General features: G+C 62.2%; 16 protein-coding genes and 1 pseudogene. 12 read left to right on the top strand and 5 right to left on the bottom strand.

Annotation, left to right across the window (positions count from 1 at the left end; genetic code table 11):
- Window positions 1-207: 207 nt before the first annotated feature.
- Entirely contained in the window at window positions 208-1,116 is a 909-nt protein-coding gene (locus tag CWM53_RS02425) for an SDR family oxidoreductase (protein WP_165785006.1), read from the bottom strand.
- 107 nt (window positions 1,117-1,223) lie between these two features.
- Here CWM53_RS02425 and CWM53_RS02420 point away from each other — a divergent pair, with 107 nt between their 5' ends.
- Entirely contained in the window at window positions 1,224-2,066 is an 843-nt protein-coding gene (locus CWM53_RS02420) for a helix-turn-helix transcriptional regulator (protein ID WP_061154887.1), read from the top strand.
- On the opposite strand, the gene CWM53_RS02415 is transcribed toward CWM53_RS02420, so the two are convergent.
- Window positions 2,021-4,351, bottom strand: coding sequence for a helix-turn-helix domain-containing protein (locus CWM53_RS02415; RefSeq protein ID WP_100729910.1), 2,331 nt, complete (start codon window positions 4,349-4,351; stop codon window positions 2,021-2,023). The two genes, CWM53_RS02420 and CWM53_RS02415, sit on opposite strands and share 46 nt — an antisense overlap.
- 171 nt (window positions 4,352-4,522) lie before the next feature.
- On the opposite strand from CWM53_RS02415, the gene CWM53_RS02410 reads away from it, so the two are divergent.
- Entirely contained in the window at window positions 4,523-5,692 is a 1,170-nt protein-coding gene (locus CWM53_RS02410; protein ID WP_074386093.1) for a M20 aminoacylase family protein, read from the top strand.
- Between the two features lie 25 nt (window positions 5,693-5,717).
- Window positions 5,718-7,109, top strand: coding sequence for an MFS transporter (locus CWM53_RS02405; RefSeq protein WP_100630914.1), 1,392 nt, complete (start codon window positions 5,718-5,720; stop codon window positions 7,107-7,109).
- Here the strand turns inward: CWM53_RS02405 and pspF are convergent.
- Window positions 7,100-8,089 (bottom strand): phage shock protein operon transcriptional activator, encoded by a 990-nt coding sequence (pspF, locus tag CWM53_RS02400; RefSeq protein WP_165784139.1) that lies wholly within the window; start codon window positions 8,087-8,089, stop codon window positions 7,100-7,102. The genes CWM53_RS02405 and pspF overlap by 10 nt on opposite strands.
- Window positions 8,090-8,241: 152 nt before the next feature.
- Between pspF and pspA the strand changes: the two genes are divergently transcribed.
- The 8 genes from pspA (at window position 8,242) to CWM53_RS02360 (ending at window position 15,278) form a co-directional block, all read left to right on the top strand.
- On the top strand, window positions 8,242-8,910 hold the full coding sequence (pspA, locus tag CWM53_RS02395) for a phage shock protein PspA (protein ID WP_061154884.1): 669 nt from the start codon (window positions 8,242-8,244) through the stop codon (window positions 8,908-8,910).
- Between the two features lie 56 nt (window positions 8,911-8,966).
- Window positions 8,967-9,191 (top strand): envelope stress response membrane protein PspB, encoded by a 225-nt coding sequence (pspB, locus tag CWM53_RS02390; protein ID WP_002901911.1) that lies wholly within the window; start codon window positions 8,967-8,969, stop codon window positions 9,189-9,191.
- Window positions 9,191-9,550 (top strand): envelope stress response membrane protein PspC, encoded by a 360-nt coding sequence (pspC, locus tag CWM53_RS02385; RefSeq protein ID WP_004203911.1) that lies wholly within the window; start codon window positions 9,191-9,193, stop codon window positions 9,548-9,550. The genes pspB and pspC overlap by 1 nt, the downstream gene beginning before the upstream one ends.
- Before the next feature lie 28 nt (window positions 9,551-9,578).
- On the top strand, window positions 9,579-9,797 hold the full coding sequence (pspD, locus tag CWM53_RS02380) for a phage shock protein PspD (protein ID WP_002901915.1): 219 nt from the start codon (window positions 9,579-9,581) through the stop codon (window positions 9,795-9,797).
- Window positions 9,798-9,899: 102 nt separating this feature from the next.
- Window positions 9,900-11,297 (top strand): YcjX family protein, encoded by a 1,398-nt coding sequence (locus tag CWM53_RS02375; protein ID WP_023297458.1) that lies wholly within the window; start codon window positions 9,900-9,902, stop codon window positions 11,295-11,297.
- The gene (locus CWM53_RS02370) at window positions 11,294-12,355 is read left to right on the top strand and encodes a YcjF family protein (RefSeq protein ID WP_074386090.1); all 1,062 of its coding nucleotides are present in this window, start codon (window positions 11,294-11,296) and stop codon (window positions 12,353-12,355) included. The genes CWM53_RS02375 and CWM53_RS02370 overlap by 4 nt, the downstream gene beginning before the upstream one ends.
- A 227-nt stretch (window positions 12,356-12,582) precedes the next feature.
- Window positions 12,583-14,124: a transcriptional regulator TyrR gene (gene tyrR / locus CWM53_RS02365; protein ID WP_061154881.1), complete on the top strand. Its 1,542-nt coding sequence runs from the start codon at window positions 12,583-12,585 to the stop codon at window positions 14,122-14,124.
- A 101-nt stretch (window positions 14,125-14,225) separates the two neighbouring features.
- Window positions 14,226-15,278 (top strand): AbrB family transcriptional regulator, encoded by a 1,053-nt coding sequence (locus CWM53_RS02360; RefSeq protein WP_165785005.1) that lies wholly within the window; start codon window positions 14,226-14,228, stop codon window positions 15,276-15,278.
- A 70-nt stretch (window positions 15,279-15,348) separates the two neighbouring features.
- On the opposite strand, the gene tpx is transcribed toward CWM53_RS02360, so the two are convergent.
- Window positions 15,349-15,855, bottom strand: coding sequence for a thiol peroxidase (gene tpx, locus CWM53_RS02355; RefSeq protein ID WP_008805229.1), 507 nt, complete (start codon window positions 15,853-15,855; stop codon window positions 15,349-15,351).
- 102 nt (window positions 15,856-15,957) lie between these two features.
- On the opposite strand from tpx, the gene ycjG reads away from it, so the two are divergent.
- Window positions 15,958-16,923, top strand: coding sequence for an L-Ala-D/L-Glu epimerase (ycjG, locus tag CWM53_RS02350; protein WP_074386089.1), 966 nt, complete (start codon window positions 15,958-15,960; stop codon window positions 16,921-16,923).
- Here the strand turns inward: ycjG and CWM53_RS02345 are convergent.
- Window positions 16,920-17,145, bottom strand: a pseudogene (locus CWM53_RS02345) (murein tripeptide amidase MpaA); the annotation flags it as partial. The gene ycjG and the pseudogene CWM53_RS02345 sit on opposite strands and share 4 nt — an antisense overlap.

The raw sequence follows: 17,145 nt of genomic DNA, 5'->3' as shown, positions 1-17,145 counted from the left end.
AAAATAGTAGCGGAACCGAGTCTGTATATTGAAACATGGTAACTTTTTATCGCCGATATCGCCAGTCAGGTCTGTTTGGCCGCGGTTTGCAAGACGATGAAACAGGCGCTGACGCCGGGGAGATGTATTCAGTATAGCGGGGAGAGAGCAGAGGGGCTGACGGGCAGCGGGCGAGCCCGTCAGGAAATAAGCAGGGGCCTCGCCTGCTTATTGTGACAACGTCACTTTTTGATAATCCATATGTCGCAGGTCCTCCAGCAGCCCGGGGCCAACCGGCTGCCACTGCAATCGCTCACGGGTCCATGCGGAGCTGGCGCGCAGATCGAGGGCGGTAAATGGCGCAAACCAGCCGAACCAGGCGTCGACCTGCGACTCATCCAGGTGGGTCAGCGGCAGGTTTACTCCCTGAGCAATGAGCGCAGCAATATCCCGTAACGCGATCCCCTCTTCGTCCACCGCATGATAGCGCTCACCGGCCGCGCCCTGCAGCAGGGCGCTAACGTACAGTCGCGCGACGTCATTGACATGGGCGGCGGACCAGCGATTGCTTCCCTCGCCGCGCAGGGCCACCGCCCCGTTGGCGACCGCGCGTTCGATGTAGCTGGTCAGTAGCCCCTGGCGCACGGTGTCATGCACCTGCGGCAGGCGAACCACCCGGACATCCACTCCCGCTTCCAGCAACTGCTGACCACCGAGCTCAGAGGCGGTGCGCGGGCTGGGGTGCCCTGCGTTAAAGCACGACTCCCGGGCCGGGACGCCGCTCCCGTCGTCGCCCATCAACGTGCCGGAGGTGATGATCAGTGGCCGCGCGCTGCCTTGCAGCGCCCGACCCATGGTCAGGATCGCCTGGCGGTCTTTCTCACAGTTGGCGGCAAAGCGGCTGAAGTCGTGGTCGAAGGCGGTATGGATCACGGCGTCGGCGCCCTCGACGCCGGCCAGTAGCGACTCCGGGGCGTCCAGCGTGCCGCGGTGCACCTCGACGCCAAGCGCCTTCAGGGTCTGCGCTACGGTGTCGCTGCGCGCGAGGCCGATAACCTGATGGCCCGACGCCTGCAGGGCCGGAAGAATACGTGAGCCGATAAAGCCGCTCGCACCGGTAAGAAATATACGCATCATGGATCTCCTGAACGGGTTTCAGGCGTATCCTACCTGCGATGTCATACTATAAAAGTAGAGACATTATCGGGGTATAAATTCTAACAGGCAGATCCCACAGGCAGATGATGAACACTTCTGACAACCATGCTTTAGGCGATTTTCTCCGCGCCCGGCGCCAGCGTCTTGATCCGGTGACGTTTGGCTTCCCGGCGGGACGTCGGCGCACGCCGGGGCTGCGCCGCGAAGAGGTCGCGCAGCTCGCCAGTATCAGCCCGACCTGGTATACCTGGCTTGAACAGGGGCGCGGCGGGGCGCCCTCCCGCGAGGTGCTGGAGCGGATCGCCTGCGGTCTGCGGCTGACCACCCCGGAGCGCGAGCATCTGTTTATTCTCGCCTTTGGCCATCCGCCGCAGACGCGTCTGACGGTGACAGATGATATGACGCCGCGGCTGCAGCGGGTGCTTGATGCTTTCACCATTCCGGCGATTATCCGCACCGCCAGCTGGGACGTCATCGCCTGGAACGCGGCGGCGGCCAGGGTGCTAACCGACTACAGCCAGCTTCCGCTGGCGGAGCGCAACGTACTGCGCCGCCTGTTTACCCGACCTGAAGCCCGCAGCACGCTGGAAGACTGGCAGACGGTGGGGCAGCTTATCGTCAACGCTTTTCGCGCCGACGTCACCCGGATGGGGGCGACGGCGGAAACTGACCAGTTGATCGCTGAACTCACGCAGCAGAGCGTTGAGTTCGCCCGTTTCTGGCAAAGCCATGACGTCGCCGGCCACGGAGAAGGCTATAAGCGCATTCACCACCCGCAGATGGGCCCGCTCGATCTGGAGTTCACCTCTTTTGCCGTGGAAGGCCGCCCCGATCTTTCGCTACTGGTCTTTAATCCGGCAACGACGGAAAGTCAGCGGAAAATTCACGGTTTGCTTGCGGGGGCGGGATCCTCGCCTGGTGAGCGCTGAGGCGTAAATTCGTACAGCGCCAGAGCATTGCTCTCCAGCGAGTCGACCCGCAGCCAGTGTCCGTCGAGCCGGGCATCTTCCACGCTGAGCGCCGGACGGGCCTGATGCATCAGCCACTGGTAATCCTCGGCGTCAGGGCCGCTGCGGCTGCGAAAGGCGTCGACCAGCGGGAATAACGCGCCATGATGCTGATCGAACAGGTGCTGTTTGACGCGCCAGCCGCCCTCCAGCCCCTGCAGCCGCACGCTGTAGGGCTGGCTGAAGCGCTGGATAAAAGCCGCTTCGCTGGAGAGCCAGGGATTGTAGACCACCGTATTGCGCAGCAGCAGCTGGTAGTGCCCCTGGTGGTGAAGCAACAGCAGGTTTTTATCCTGAAACAGGATCTCGCCGCGTAGCCGCCGCCAGAGCCACAGTACCCAGTAAACCGGGCGAGGCAGGCCATGCAGATAGTGCAGCGCCAGGCTGGAGGTATCGAGCTTCCCGTTAGCACGGGCTTCGCCCTGGAGGCCTGAATTTAACCAGAAGCCCGCCAGCCAGACCTGGTCCGCCACCCCCAGCAGATTATCCATCAACAGCGCGCCGCGAAAAAAGCGGCCGTTGGTATCCCGCGTATCGCCGGTCAGGGTATTCCAGGAGAGCAGCCACAGCGGCAGGTTAAGCTGTCGCTGGCGCAGGGCGCTGTGGATCTGCCGCAACTTGTGCAGCGGATAATGTTCGCTGGACGCCAGGCGGCTGCTGTCTGCCTGCGCCAGATCCAGCTGTTCGTTGGCATCTGCCTGGCAGGCGAGAAAATCCGCCTCCGCCAGCAGCGGTGAGTGAAACAGCGGATCGTTCCCGGGATCGCTGGGTGCAAAGCGGTGCCAGATCCCCAGCTGCGGCTGCGGCAGCAGGCGGTGAAGAACCTCGCGCTGCTGGCGCCAGGCCGCCTGGCGGGCCGCTTCGCTGGCCTGCGGCGACCAGTGCCAGACAAAGCGCCAGCTGTTGAGCGTGGCCGGCGGAAAATGGTTGGCGGCGAGCAGCAGAAACCGCTGCAGCAGGTCGCTGCGGGTGGTGACGCCGGTGTGAAGGATCACGTTCCAGCCCATCGCCGCCAGCCAGCTAAAAATCTGCTGCAGGTTATACCAGCAGGCGTAGCCGGCCATCTGCGGATCGTCCCAGCCGGTGCCGAACAGCCGGCTGCTGAGAAAGGGATCGTTGATATCGATGGCATACACCGGCAGGGCGCGGTGCAACTGCTCCAGTTCCCGGCGCACATCCTCCCGCAGCAGATCGTCCAGCTCGCGCACGGTCACCACCATCCGGGTATGGCGCAGCACGGCGGCGCGCGCCGGGCGTTCCTGCAGGTTGATCTCCCGGGTCTGCGGCGGATTGATCGGCAGCGGGGGACTTTCCCGGTCGCGTGGTTCCGGTTCATTGAGGCGAGCATAGAGCCGGTCGACAGCGACCGGCTGCCAGCGGTCGGCCTGCGGCGGCCGCGGCCGGGCAAGCTCCCGGGGATGCTGTTCACGATACTGGCGCGGCGTCACGCCGTGCTGGCGCTTAAACAGATCGCTCATCATACGGGTACTGGCGAACCCCTGTTCGCGGGCGATTTGCTGGGCGGGTTTGCGGGTGGTCAACAACTGTTCGGCGGCGTGGCGCAGGCGCAGCGCGGTGAGGTATTGAACAAAACTCACCCCGACCTCTTTGTGAAATAAGCGCGACAGCCAGGCCTCGGAGACAAATTCCGCTGCCGCCACCTCCTGTAACGAGAGGCGGCGCTGATAGTTGGCGTCGATCCGCGCCACCACGCTGGCGATTCGCCGGCTCCAGTTCTCCGCCCCACGGCGTGGCGTGGAGGCGATGGGCTGGCTGAAGCGCGTGGCCAGCAGGAGCGCTATCTCACTCAGCCAGCGATTGGCCTCCAGCCGGTAATGGCCAGGATGATTGACGAGGCCGCTCACCAGCAGCTGGCGCATCAGGCGGCGCAGGCCGTCCTCCGCATCCCGGGTGCGCGGCGTTATCTGGTAATCGACGGCAAAAAAAGCGCTGTCAATGCGGGTCAACCAGCTGGCGGAAAGGGTCAGGAACATCACCGCATTGGCCCCGTCGCCGCGCAGGTTCCAGCGACGATTGCGGTTAACGATCGCCAGCCCGTCGACGGCGAGCGGCTGCGCAGCGTCGGCCTCCGTCAGCGTCACAGACCCCTCCAGCACCCACAGCAGCGTCAGCAGATCGCTTTCCGGCTGGTTCAACTGACGGACATCGCGCACGGCAACGCTAAAGTCCCCTGAATGCTGCTCCACGTAACACTCCTCCGCAGACAAAAAACAACCCGTTATTTTTTGTCATAACTGATATGTATGAAAAACAGTCATTGATTTCTCGTCAATATAAAACAAAAAAGCGCACCTGAAAGCTGTTTCACCCGCATAAACTCGAAAGTGTCGTGCAAACACAACACAGGAATAACAAAAATGACACATCCGTTGCTTGAAGCCTTGCAGGTCAACGAGGCGCAATTTATTGCCCTGCGTCGCCAGTTCCACCAGCAGCCGGAGATCGGCTTTGAAGAACATCAGACCAGCAGCGAGGTCGCCCGACTGCTTGGCGAGTGGGGATACGAGGTTCACCGCGGCCTGGCGGGCACCGGAGTGGTGGGCACGCTGCGCGTCGGCCACGGGAAAAAACGCCTCGGCCTGCGGGCGGATATGGATGCCCTGCCGATGCAGGAGCGGAGCGGGAAGCCGTGGGCAAGCCAGGTCGAGGGGCGATTCCACGGCTGCGGCCATGACGGGCACACCACCACGCTGCTCTACGCGGCAGAATATCTGGCGCGCACCCGCCAGTTTACCGGGACGCTGCAGCTGATTTTCCAGCCCGCGGAAGAGTTGCTGTACGGCGGGCGAGTGATGGTCGAGGACGGTCTGTTTGACCAGTTCCCCTGCGATGCCATCTTCGGCCTGCACAATATGCCGGGTCAGCCGCTGGGCAAGATCGGCCTGCGCGACGGGGCGATGATGGCCTCCTCCGATACGCTGCATATTGAGGTGAAAGGCGTTGGCGGCCACGGCGCGGTACCGGAGCATACCGTGGATGCCACGCTGGTCGCCTGCCATATCACCCTCGCGCTGCAGTCGATCGTCTCGCGCAATATCACCCCGTTCGAACCGGCGGTGGTGACCGTCGGCAGCATCCAGGCCGGACACGCGCCCAATATCATTAACGATCACGTGCTGATGAAGCTCACGGTGCGCACCCTCAATGAGCAGGTGCGCGAGACCGTGCTGCAGCGGATCCATGATATCGCCATGGCTCAGGCGGAGAGCTTCAACGCCACGGCCACGCTGACGCACGTCAACGGCAGCCCGGTATTGCGTAACGATCCGGCGGCCAACGCGATGGTGCGGGAGGTGGCGACATCGCTGTTTGGCGCAGAGCAGGTGGGCGAGGTGAAGCCGTTTATGGGCAGTGAAGATTTTGCCTTCATGCTGGAGCAGCACCCGCATGGCAGCTATTTCACCATCGGCGCCGGCGATGAGCCGGATCGCTGCATGGTCCATAACCCGGGCTATGACTTCAACGACGCGCTGTTGCTGACCGGGGCGGCGCTGTGGTGCGGTCTGGCGGAACACTATCTGCGTTAATCACCGGAAACAGGAGGGCCATGCGATGAGCACTGTCACCGTGAGCGACACCCCCTTTGTCGGCAGCGATCGCCTGCTGGTGGGGATTGTGCTAAGCGTTTTAACCTTCTGGCTGTTTGCCCAGTCGGTGATTAACGTGGTGCCGGCGATGAAAAGCAGTCTTGATATCTCCCTTGAAACCTTAACTCTGGCCGTCAGCCTCAGCGCGCTGTTCAGCGGCTGTTTCGTGGTCGCCAGTGGCGGCCTGGCGGACAAGTTTGGCCGGATGCGGATGACCACCCTCGGACTGGGGCTGAGCATCGTCGGCAGCGCCATGCTGGTGGTCGCTCAGGGACCGGGGCTGTTCCTGGCCGGCCGGGTGCTACAGGGGCTGTCGGCAGCGTGCATTATGCCGGCGACGCTGGCGCTGATTAAGACCTGGTATGAGGGGCGTGCGCGTCAACGGGCGGTCAGCTTCTGGGTCATCGGCTCGTGGGGCGGCAGCGGTCTCTGTTCCTTCGTTGGCGGGGCCATCGCCACCGGGCTCGGCTGGCGCTGGATCTTCGTCTTCTCCATCGCCGTCGCCCTGCTGGCGCTGTTTTTGCTGCGCGGCACGCCGGAGAGCCGCAGCGCCAGCGCCAGCCAGCATAAGCTGGACGTCGGCGGTCTGCTGAGCCTGATTGCCGCGCTGGTGCTGGTGAATTTGTTTATCAGCAAAGGCCACGGCTGGGGCTGGAGCAGCCCGCTGTCGTTGACCATGCTGGTCGGGGCGCTGGCGGCGGGGGCGGTATTTATCCGCAACGGCATGCGCAAAGGCGAGGCGGCGCTGATTGATTTTGCGCTGTTTCGTAACCGGGCCTACGGCGCGGCAGTGCTGTCGAACTTTCTGCTCAATGGGGCGATTGGCACCATGATGATCGCCAGCATCTGGCTGCAGCAGGGGCACCACCTGACGCCGCTGGAGAGCGGGATGATGACCCTCGGCTATCTGGTGACCGTCCTGGCGATGATCCGGGTCGGCGAGAAGCTGCTGCAGCGCTATGGCGCCCGGCTGCCGATGATGGCCGGGCCGGTGCTGACCGCCATTGCCATCGGCCTGATATCTTGCACTTTTCTCGATAAGGCGCTGTATATCGGGGTGGTGTTCGCCAGCAATGTGCTGTTTGGTCTCGGGCTGGGCTGCTACGCCACGCCGTCAACGGATACGGCGGTGGCCAACGCGCCGGAGAACAAAATCGGCGTCGCCTCGGGGATCTACAAGATGGGCAGCTCGCTGGGCGGGGCAATGGGCATTGCCGTGACGGCGTCACTTTTTGCGCTGTTTTTACCGCTGGGCATGGCCCATGCCGCCCAGTATGCCCTGTGGTTCAACGCCGTCTTATGCCTGGGCGCGATGGCGGTGAGCGCGCTGCTGCTGCCGCGCACCTCTCACAGCTGATGCTTTTTCAGTAGCGCGCGGAGCTGGTGATAGGTCAACCCCAGCAGCTCCGCCGCCTGCTTCTGATGATACTTCGCCTGCTCCAGACTCCGCTGCAGCAGGCGTTTTTCCTGCTGCAGCTGAAAATCGCGCAAATCCAGCGGCAGGGCGGGCAGCTCTTCGCCGGACGCGGCTTCCGGCGTGGGTGAGGTAGTCTGGCGGAAAGGATTAAGGATAATCGCGTCCAGCTCATGCTCGCTGTCGCCGTGGCGATACACCGAGCGCTCGACGACATTCTTCAGTTCGCGAATATTGCCCGGCCAGCGGTAGCCGAGCAGCGTTGCGGTCGCCCGCTCGCTAAAGCCGGGAAACAGCGGCAGGCCAAGTTCGCGGCACATCTGAATGGCAAACTGGTTGGCGAGCAGCATGATGTCGCTCTGCCGTTCACGCAGCGGGGGGAGCTGTACCACGTCGAAGGCCAGACGGTCGAGCAGGTCGGCGCGAAAATGGCCTTCCTCTACCATTTGCGGCAGATCGGCGTTGGTGGCGCACACCAGCCGGACGTTAACCTGCAGCGGCTGGCTACCGCCTACGCGCTCCAGCTCGCCATATTCAATGACTCTTAATAGCTTCTCCTGCACCAGCATCGGCGCCGTCGCCAGCTCATCGAGAAACAGCGTCCCGCCGTCGGCGCGTTCGAAGCGCCCGGGATGGCGCTTGCTGGCCCCGGTGAAGGCCCCGGCTTCGTGGCCGAACAGCTCCGAGTCGAGCAGATTGTCGTTCAGCGCCGCGCAGTTCAGCGAGATAAACGGCCCCTGCCAGCGGCTGGAGAGGTAGTGCAGACGGTTAGCGATAAGCTCTTTCCCGGTACCGCGCTCGCCGATGACCAGCACCGGTTTATCCAGCGGGGCCAGCCGGGAAACCTGTTCCAGCACCTCGAGAAAGCTGTTGGCCTCGCCCAGCAGATTATCCTTGTACTGCGCCATGATGAATTTCGCCATTAAGTAGTGTGATTAACCAGGTGACTGTAGCAACGCCTTGCACAATTCGCAACCACTCTGTTTAAAATCAATAAGATAAAAAGTTGGCACGCCATTTGTATTAGCTAAGCCACAGGTGAATACCTGAAACCAGAACTATGAGGATTGAAATTATGGGTATTTTTTCTCGTTTTGCCGACATCGTGAACGCCAACATCAACTCCCTGCTGGAGAAAGCGGAGGACCCGCAAAAGCTGGTGCGTCTGATGATCCAGGAGATGGAAGACACGCTGGTGGAGGTGCGTTCGACGTCGGCCCGCGCGCTGGCGGAAAAGAAACAGCTGTCCCGTCGTATTGAGCAGGCGGTCGCCCAACAGGCGGAATGGCAGGAAAAAGCCGAGCTGGCGCTGCGTAAAGAGAAAGAGGATCTGGCCCGGGCGGCGCTGATCGAAAAACAGAAGCTGACCGACCTGATTGCTCAGCTGGACCACGAAGTGCAGCTGGTGGATGAAACGCTGGCGCGCATGAAAAAAGAGATTGGCGAGCTCGAGAACAAACTCAGCGAAACCCGCGCCCGTCAGCAGGCGCTGGCGCTGCGCCATCAGGCGGCGAGTTCGTCCCGCGATGTGCGTCGCCAGCTGGACAGCGGTAAACTGGATGAGGCGATGGCCCGCTTTGAATCGTTTGAGCGCCGCATCGATCAGATGGAAGCGGAAGCGGAGAGCCACCGCTTTGGCAAGCAGCAGACGCTGGATCAGCAGTTTGCCGAACTGAAAGCAGACGACGAAATCAGCGATCAACTGGCGGCGTTGAAAGCCAAAATGAACCAGTCGAACCAGTAAGTACGATTGCGCGGCGCGGCGTTGCGCCGCGGCTCACCCCCCTGTAAGGAGTACACATGAGCATGCTTTTTCTCGCCATTCCGCTGACGCTGTTTGTGCTGTTTGTTCTGCCGGTCTGGCTGTGGCTGCATTATAACAATCGCGGCGCCAACGGCAGTCTGACACAAAATGAACAGCAACGGCTGCTGCAGTTGACCGATGACGCGAAGCGGATGCGCGAACGTATTCAGGCGCTGGAAGCGATCCTGGATGCCGAACATCCGAACTGGAGAGACAAATAATGGCCGGACTGGATCTGAATAAAAAACTGTGGCGTATCCCGCAGCGCGGGATGGTGAAGGGCGTCTGCGCGGGCATTGCTCAGCATCTTGATGTCCCGGTGAAGCTGGTGCGCCTGATTACCGTGCTGGCGATGATTTTCGGCCTCTTTTTCTTTGTCCTGGTGGCCTACATCATTTTGACTTTTGCTCTGGATCCGATGCCGGACAGCGAGCTGTACGGACACAAAGCGCCGAGCAATGGCGATCTGCTGGCCGCCGTGGATGCCGAGCTGGCCTCCGGTGAACAGCGTCTGCGTGAAATGGAGCGGTATGTGACCTCCGACACCTTTACGCTGCGCAGCCGCTTTCGCCAGCTGTAAATCCTGTTTTTAACGAGTGAGGCAACGCATGAATAGCAAATGGCAACGCGCCGGGCAGCAAGTAAAGCCCGGTCTGAAAATCGTCGGTAAGCTGGCGCTGCTGACCGCGCTGCGTTATGGCCCGGCGGGCGTTGCCGGCTGGGCGGTCAAATCGGTCGCGCGTCGGCCGCTGAAAATGCTGCTGGCGGTGGCACTGGAGCCGCTGCTCAGCCGGCTGGCCAACCGCGTCACGCGCGGGATGAAATAATGCCGCCGTGAGGAAATCCCCCAGGGATGAACGTTGCCCTGCTTATCCTCACCAGATAGCTTATGATAACGAGAACCACCTTCAGGGCATAACGGACTGGCGATGAAGCGACTGAAAACTGAATTGAATGCGCTGGTCAACCGCGGGGTTGACCGGCATTTACGTCTGGCGGTGACCGGCCTGAGCCGCAGCGGTAAAACGGCGTTTATCACCGCGCTGGTCAATCAACTGTTGAATATCCACACCGGCGCCCGCCTGCCGCTGTTGAGCGCCGCACGCGAAGAGCGGCTGCTCGGCGTCAAGCGCGTGCCGCAGCGGGACTTTGGCATTCCCCGATTCACCTACGACGAAGGGCTGGCCCAGCTGTACGGCCAGCCTCCTATGTGGCCAACCCCGACGCGCGGGGTGAGCGAGATCCGTCTCGCGCTGCGCTACCGTTCGAATGACTCCCTGCTGCGCCATTTTAAAGACACCTCCACGCTGTATCTGGAGATCGTCGACTATCCGGGCGAGTGGCTGCTCGACCTGCCGATGCTGGCACAGGATTATCTGAGCTGGTCACGACAGATGACCGGACTCCTGCAGGGACAGCGTGCGGAGTGGTCGGCCCGCTGGCGGCAGCTGTGCGCCGGGCTGGATCCGCTGGCACCTGCCGACGAGGCCCGTCTGGCTGATATCGCCGCCGCCTGGACGGACTATCTGCACGCCTGTAAGCGTGAAGGGCTGCACTTTATCCAGCCCGGGCGCTTTGTCCTGCCCGGTGAAATGGCGGGCGCGCCGGCGCTGCAGTTTTTCCCCTGGCCTGACGTCGATGCCGTCGGCGAAGCCAAGCTGGCGCAGGCGGACAAACACAGCAACGCCGGCATGCTGCGCGAACGCTACAAATACTATTGCGAAAGGGTGGTGAAGGGGTTCTACAAAGAGCACTTCCTGCGCTTCGATCGGCAGATTGTGCTGGTGGACTGTCTGCAGCCGCTCAACAGCGGGCCGCAGGCCTTTAACGATATGCGTCTGGCGTTGACCCAGCTGATGCAAAGTTTCCATTACGGGCAGCGCACCTTGTTCCGCCGGTTGTTTTCGCCGGTCATCGACAAGCTGCTGTTTGCCGCCACCAAAGCCGATCACGTCACGGTCGATCAGCACAGCAATATGGTGTCGCTCCTGCAGCAGTTGATTCAGGACGCGTGGCAGAACGCCGCCTTTGAGGGGATCAGTATGGATTGCCTGGGGCTGGCGTCCATTCAGGCGACCCAGAGCGGGTTGATTGAGGTTAATGGCGAGAAAATTCCCGCCCTGCGCGGCGATCGGCTGAGCGATGGCCAGCCGTTGACCATCTATCCTGGCGAGGTACCCGCGCGCCTGCCGGGCCAGGCCTTCTGGCAGCAGCAGGGATTTCAGTTTGAAAACTTTCGTCCGCAGGTCATGGATGTCGATCGGCCTTTGCCGCACATTCGCCTCGACGCGGCGCTGGAATTTTTGATTGGAGATAAACTGCGATGAGCGAACCCTTAAAACCGCGGATTGATTTTGATGGCCCGCTGCAAGCGGAAAAAATACCGCCGCTGAAAAGCGCCCGCGCCTTCGACCGCCTCGAGGCGGACAACTTCGCGCCAGCGCGGCTGGTGACCGGCGAAGAGGAAGAGGGGGCGGCGGAAGCGGTGGTGGAGTCGGTCCTGCGACCCAAACGCAGCCTGTGGCGGCGGATGGTCAGCGCCGGACTGGCGATTTTCGGCGTCAGCGTCGTGGCGCAAGGCGTACAGTGGACGGCTAACGCCTGGCAGACCCAGGACTGGATTGCGCTGGGCGGCTGCGTCGCCGGTGCGCTGATCGTCGGGGCTGGCGTCGGGTCGGTGGCCACCGAGTGGCGCCGCCTGTGGCGACTGCGCCAGCGCGCCCACGAACGCGATGAAGCGCGCGATATGCTGCACAGTCACGCGGTCGGCAAAGGGAAAGCCTTTTGCGAGAAACTGGCGCAGCAGGCCGGTCTGGATCAGTCGCATCCGGCGCTGCAGCGCTGGTATGCTGCTATCCACGAAACGCAAAGCGATCGTGAAGTGGTGAGCCTTTATGCGCAGCTGGTGCAGCCGGTGCTGGATGCCCAGGCGCGGCGGGAAATCAGCCGTTCGGCGGCGGAGTCGACGCTGATGATTGCCGTCAGCCCGCTGGCACTGGTGGATATGGCGTTTATCGCCTGGCGTAACCTGCGGCTGATCAACCGAATTGCCACGTTGTACGGCATTGAGCTCGGGTATTACAGCCGTCTGCGACTGTTTCGCCTGGTATTGCTGAATATCGCTTTCGCTGGCGCCAGCGAACTGGTGCGCGAGGTGGGGATGGACTGGATGTCGCAGGATCTGGCGGCCCGGCTGTCGGCGCGCGCCGCGCAGGGCATCGGCGCCGGACTGCTGACCGCCCGTCTCGGGATCAAGGCAATGGAGCTGTGCCGCCCACTGCCGTGGATCGCCGATGATAAACCGCGGCTCGGCGATTTTCGTCGCGAGCTGATTGGGCAGTTGAAAGAGACCCTGCAGAAAAGCAAAACCCGCCCGGAGAACTGATCCCCGCTGAAAGACATTGCCGGGCGGCGGTTTCGCCTTGCCCGGCCGACAGGGCACGTCGGATCCCGGCTCGCCGAGGCGGTCATTTAGCCACTGACCGCCTGACTTTACGGCACAACGCCCATTTTTCCGCCATACTGTCAATAATTGTTGACAGTTAGCTTCCCGAAAACCCATTCCTGTCCTATTATTCTCCCGTCATTGGCACTTTTAGGGTGAACACTCCCATGCGTCTTGAAGTCTTTTGTGAAGACCGTCTCGGTCTGACTCGTGAATTGCTCGATTTGCTGGTGCTGCGCGGCATAGACCTGCGCGGTATCGATATTGACCCTATTGGCCGAATTTACCTCAATTTTGCCGAACTGGAGTTCGCCACGTTCAGCAGCCTGATGGCAGAGATCCGTCGTATCGCCGGCGTGACAGATGTGCGCACCGTGCCGTGGATGCCATCGGAGCGTGAACACCTGGCGCTCAGCGCCCTGCTGGTGGCGATGCCGGAGCCGGTGCTGTCGCTGGATACCAAAGGCAAGGTGGAACTGGCCAACCCCGCCAGTTGTCTGCTGTTTGGTCAAAGCCAGGCGAAGCTGCGTAACCATCCGGTGGCCCAGCTGATCGCCGATTTTAACGTTCAGCGCTGGCTGGAGAGCAACCCGCTGGAGACGCATGCGGAACATGTGGTGGTGAATGGTCAGAATTACCTGCTGGAAGTGACTCCGGTCTATCTGGAGGGGGAGCATAACGAGCGGGTGCTGACCGGCGCCGTGGCGATGCTGCGCTCAACCGTGCGCATGGGACGTCAGCTGCAGACCATGACCAGCCAGGACACCAGCGCCTTCAGCCAGATCCTCGCGGTGGGGCCGAAAATGCGCCACGTGGTGGAGCAAGCGCGCAAGCTGGCGATGCTCAGCGCGCCGCTGCTGATTGTCGGCGACACCGGTACCGGCAAAGATCTGCTGGCGCATGCCTGCCATCTGGCCAGTCCGCGGGCGGGCAAACCTTATCTGGCGCTCAACTGCGGCTCCATTCCCGAGGACGCGGTCGAGAGCGAACTGTTTGGCGACGCGCTGCAGGGCAAGAAGGGCTTCTTCGAGCAGGCCAACGGCGGCTCGGTGTTGCTGGATGAAATTGGCGAGATGTCGCCGCGAATGCAGACTAAGCTGCTGCGCTTCCTCAACGACGGCACCTTCCGCCGCGTTGGCGAGGATCATGAAGTGCACGTCGATGTGCGGGTGATCTGCGCGACGCAGAAAAACCTGGTCGAGCTGGTGCAGAAAGGGCTGTTCCGTGAAGATCTCTACTATCGCCTCAACGTCCTGACGCTGTATCTGCCGCCGCTGCGCGACTGCCCGCAGGACATTATGCCGCTGACGGAGCTGTTCGTGGCCCGCTTTGCTGATGAGCAGGGCGTCCCGCGGCCGAAGCTCTCCGCCGATCTCAGTACGGTGCTCACCCGCTACAGCTGGCCCGGCAACGTTCGCCAGTTGAAGAATGCCGTCTATCGCGCGCTGACCCAACTGGAGGGATTTGAGCTGCGCCCACAGGACATTCTGCTGCCGGACCATGACGTCGCGTCGCTGCCAGTGGGCGAGGAGGCGATGGAAGGGTCGCTGGACGACATCACCCGCCGCTTTGAGCGCTCGGTGCTGACCCAGCTCTATCGCAGCTACCCCAGCACCCGTAAGCTGGCGAAGCGGCTGGGGGTGTCGCATACCGCCATCGCCAATAAGCTGCGTGAATATGGTCTGAGTCAGAAAAAGGGCGACGAATAATCCCGCCAGGCCGGCGACCCTCGTTGCCGGCATCCTGGCCTGCAAAGCGGGCCAAACCTGTATATACTGGTTTTTTAATCCTTTTTCCGGGGTGGTGCATCTTGGCGTCGCGTCGCGCGATCGGGCAATGGCTGGCATTGCTGCTGCTCTCTGTTCTCTTTTCCTCGCTGCTGTTACGCCTTCATCTGCCGGCGGCGCTGCTGCTGGGGCCGCTAATCGCCGGCATCATCTTCAGCCTGCGCGGGGTGACGCTGCAGCTTCCCCGCCCCTGTTACCTGGCGGCGCAGGCCATTGTCGGCTGCATGATTGCCCGGGCGATCAACCCCTCTGTTTTTGGTGTGCTGTTCAACAACTGGGCGCTGGTACTGGCGATCCTGTTGACAACCCTGGCGATTAGCGGCCTCACCGGCTGGCTACTGGTCCGCTATAGCGCGCTGCCGGGCGCCACTGGCGCCTGGGGAAGCTCTCCCGGCGGCGCGTCGGCAATGGTGGTGATGGCCCAGGAGTACGGGGCCGATGTGCGGCTGGTGGCGCTGATGCAGTATCTGCGGGTGCTGTTTGTCGTCGGCGCGGCGGCGCTGGTGGTGCGTTATGCGTTGGGCAATGAAGCGCAGGAAATGACTCAGGATATTGTCTGGTTTCCATCGTTGACCCTGAATTTCCCTTTCACGCTGCTGCTGACGGCGCTAGCCTGTTGGCTGGGCATGCGGCTGCGCATCCCCTCCGGGGCCATGCTGTTGCCGATGCTGCTCGGCGCACTCGCACAGGGCAGCGGTGGGGTGATGCTGGAGCTGCCGGAGTGGCTGCTGGCGATGGCCTATGCGGTGCTGGGCTGGACGGTGGGGCTCCAGTTTAATAAAGCCATTTTTCTGCTGGCGCTGAAGACGCTGCCGCAGATTATCGCCTCTATTCTCGGGCTGATCATGATGTGCGCCCTGATGGCCCTCGGCCTGACTCACATTTTGCAGATGGACTTTATGACCGCCTATCTGGCCACCAGCCCCGGCGGGCTGGACACGGTGGCGATTATCGCCGCCGGCACCCCGGCGGATATGTCGTTCATTATGGCGCTACAGACGCTGCGGCTGTTTACCATTTTACTGACCGGCCCGGCGATGGCGCGGGCTATCTCCCGCTATGCGCCACGGCAATAAAAAGCCCCCGCAGAGCGGGGGCTGAGCAAAGAGAATGTCCGCAGGCGCGATGCGCCCGGGCACGCTGTTATCAGGCTTTCAGAGCGGCCAGCGCGGCGTCGTAGTCCGGCTCTTCGGTGATTTCGTTCACCAGCTGGCTGTAGACGACCTGATCGTTTTCATCGATAACGACCACGGCGCGAGCAGCCAGGCCAGCCAGCGGACCGGCGGCGATGGCGACACCGTAGTCAGCGAGGAACGACGCGCCGCGCAGCGTGGAAAGGGTCACCACGTTGCTCAGGCCTTCCGCGCCGCAGAAGCGGGACTGGGCGAACGGCAGGTCAGCGGAAATGCACAGCACCACGGTGTTGTCCAGTTCAGCGGCCAGCTGGTTGAATTTACGCACTGATGCGGCACACACGCCGGTATCAATGCTCGGGAAAATATTCAGTACTTTACGTTTGCCGGCGTACTGGCTCAGCGCGACGTCAGAGAGATCTTTGGCGACCAGCGTAAACGGCTGCGCTTTAGCGCCTGCCTGCGGAATGGTGCCCTGAACAGAAACGGGGTTGCCCTGGAAATGCACGGTTTGTGACATGGTTATCTTCCTGTTTACATATAGTTAACGTCACGAGTAGTGTATGACATCCGCCAGCTACACGGCAAACCCTATTTAACATCTACCAGAGAGGACAAGGGAATGCGCAACGTGCGAGTGTATGAGGAAGCCTGGCCGCTACATACCCCTTTTGTGATCGCCCGCGGCAGCCGCAGCGAGGCAAAAGTGGTGGTGGTGGAACTGGAGGAGGACGGTGTGAAAGGGGTGGGCGAATGCACACCTTATCCCCGCTATGGCGAGAGCATCGCTTCGGTCATGGCCCAGGTGATGGCGATCGGCGAGCAACTGGAAGCGGGCCTCACCCGCGAACAGCTGCAGCGACTGCTGCCGGCAGGCGCCGCGCGCAATGCCGTTGACTGCGCGCTGTGGGATCTGCAGGCGCGGCGCGAAGGCAAAACCTTGCCCCAGCTGCTGGGTGTGGCGTTACCCAACCGGGTGATCACCGCCCAAACGGTGGTCATTGGTACGGCGGATCAGATGGCAGCCAGCGCCGCGGCGTTGTGGCAGAAGGGGGCCCAGCTGTTGAAAGTGAAGCTTGACGACCGGCTGATCAGCGAGCGGTTAATCGCTATCCGTCAGGCGGCGCCGCAGGCCACCCTGATTGTCGACGCCAATGAATCCTGGCACAGCGAGGGGCTGGCGGCGCGCTGTCAGCTGCTGGCGGACCTCGGCGTGGCGATGCTCGAGCAGCCGCTCCCGGCTGACGCCGATGCGGCGCTGGAAAACTTCGTTCATCCGTTACCGATTTGCGCCGACGAGAGCTGCCATACCCGGGAGAGCCTGCCGAGGCTGCGCGGGCGCTATGAGATGGTCAATATCAAACTGGATAAAACGGGCGGTCTGACCGAAGCGCTGGCTCTGGCCGAGGAGGCGGAACGGCAGGGGTTTGAACGGATGCTGGGCTGTATGCTCTGCACCTCGCGCGGGATCGCCGCCGCGCTCCCCCTGGCGCCGCTGGCGCGCTTCGCCGATCTCGACGGCCCGACATGGCTGGCGGTGGACGTTGAGCCGGCGCTGCGGTTCAGCACCGGCGTGCTTCATCTTTAAGCCTGCCAGCGCAGCAGGTCGGTCATCGCCGGCAGGTAACGCTCCGTTGCCTCGTCGGCGGAGACCGGCGGGAACTCGGCGGTGATGCAGGGGAGTCCGATATCGGCGCACCAGCTGCCAAAGGAGCCCGGCGTGTCGTAGCCCACGCTGCCGACCAGCGGCAGGGAGAAGGCATTAGCCAGCCAGTGCCCCAGCGGGTTGTGGCCCGGGTCTTCGATACAG

This window comes from Klebsiella sp. A-Nf5 (assembly GCF_002810545.1).
Lineage (GTDB): Bacteria > Pseudomonadota > Gammaproteobacteria > Enterobacterales > Enterobacteriaceae > Klebsiella > Klebsiella variicola.
This window is presented reverse-complemented; position numbering and strand designations above follow the sequence as displayed.